Genomic DNA, 1,412 nt, shown 5'->3' with positions numbered 1-1,412 from the left:
GTGGGGGGTTGCTTGGGGGTAGGCGTGCCGGGTGTCTGCGGGTCGTCCGTTGCTTGAGAACTGCACAGTGGACGCGAGCATCCCAGATGTTCAGTACTAGCCTCCCGCCGCTTTTGGTGGTGTGTGGCTGGTTTTCTGATCTCTGTGAAATATTGTAGTGTGTCGAAGTTTTTAAGGGCACAGGGTGGATGCCTTGGCACTAGGAGCCGAAGAAGGACGTCGTAGCCTGCGATAAGCCTCGGGGAGTTGGCAAACGAGCTGTGATCCGAGGATGTCCGAATGGGGGAACCCGGCTGGGGTCATGCCCAGTCACCTGCATCTGAATACATAGGGTGTAGGGGGGAACGTCGGGAAGTGAAACATCTCAGTACCGACAGGAAGAGATATTCCGTGAGTAGTGGCGAGCGAAAGCGGATGAGGCCAAACCGTGTGTGTGTCAAGCTGTCAGGCGTTGCACATGCGGGGTTGTGGGACCTTCTGACCAGATCTGACAGTCTGGTAGCCAGTAAGAAAGCCGTGTCATAGTCGAACCGCATTGAAAGGCGGACCGTAGTGGGTGTGAGTCCCGTAGACGAAATGGTGCGGCCTGGTTGAGGGGATCCCAAGTAGCACGGGGCCCGTGAAATCTCGTGTGAATCTGGCAAGACCACTTGCTAAGCCTAAATACTACCTAGTGACCGATAGCGGACAAGTACCGTGAGGGAAAGGTGAAAAGTACCCCGGGAGGGGAGTGAAATAGTACCTGAAACCGTGTGCCTACAATCCGTCGGAGCCTCCTTAGCAGGGGTGACGGCGTGCCTTTTGAAGAATGAGCCTGCGAGTTAGTGCTCGGTGGCGAGGTTAACCCGTGTGGGGAAGCCGTAGCGAAAGCGAGTCCGAATAGGGCGGTACAGTCGCCGGGTCTAGACCCGAAGCGAAGTGATCTAGCCATGGGCAGGTTGAAGCGCCGGTAAGACGGCGTGGAGGACCGAACCCACTTAGGTTGAAAACTGAGGGGATGACCTGTGGTTAGGGGTGAAAGGCCAATCAAACTTCGTGATAGCTGGTTCTCCCCGAAATGCATTTAGGTGCAGCGTCACGTGTTTCTTGCCGGAGGTAGAGCTACTGGATGGCCGATGGGCCCTACCAGGTTACTGACGTCAGCCAAACTCCGAATGCCGGTAAGACATAGCGTGGCAGTGAGACTGCGGGGGATAAGCTTCGTAGTCGAGAGGGAAACAGCCCAGATCATCGGCTAAGGCCCCTAAGCGTGTGCTCAGTGGGAAAGGATGTGGAGTTGCACAGACAACCAGGAGGTTGGCTTAGAAGCAGCCACCCTTGAAAGAGTGCGTAATAGCTCACTGGTCAAGTGATTCCGCGCCGACAATGTAGCGGGGCTCAAGTACACCGCCGAAGCCGTGGCACTCACACGT

1 rRNA gene is annotated in these 1,412 nt (G+C 56.2%); it reads left to right on the top strand.

Annotated features, from left to right (window positions below):
* Positions 1–161: 161 nt before the first annotated feature.
* Positions 162–1,412 (top strand): 23S ribosomal RNA (locus AAG589_RS21210); the annotation flags it as partial.

This window comes from Isoptericola sp. F-RaC21 (assembly GCF_038593535.1).
Classification (GTDB): domain Bacteria; phylum Actinomycetota; class Actinomycetes; order Actinomycetales; family Cellulomonadaceae; genus Isoptericola.
This window is presented reverse-complemented; position numbering and strand designations above follow the sequence as displayed.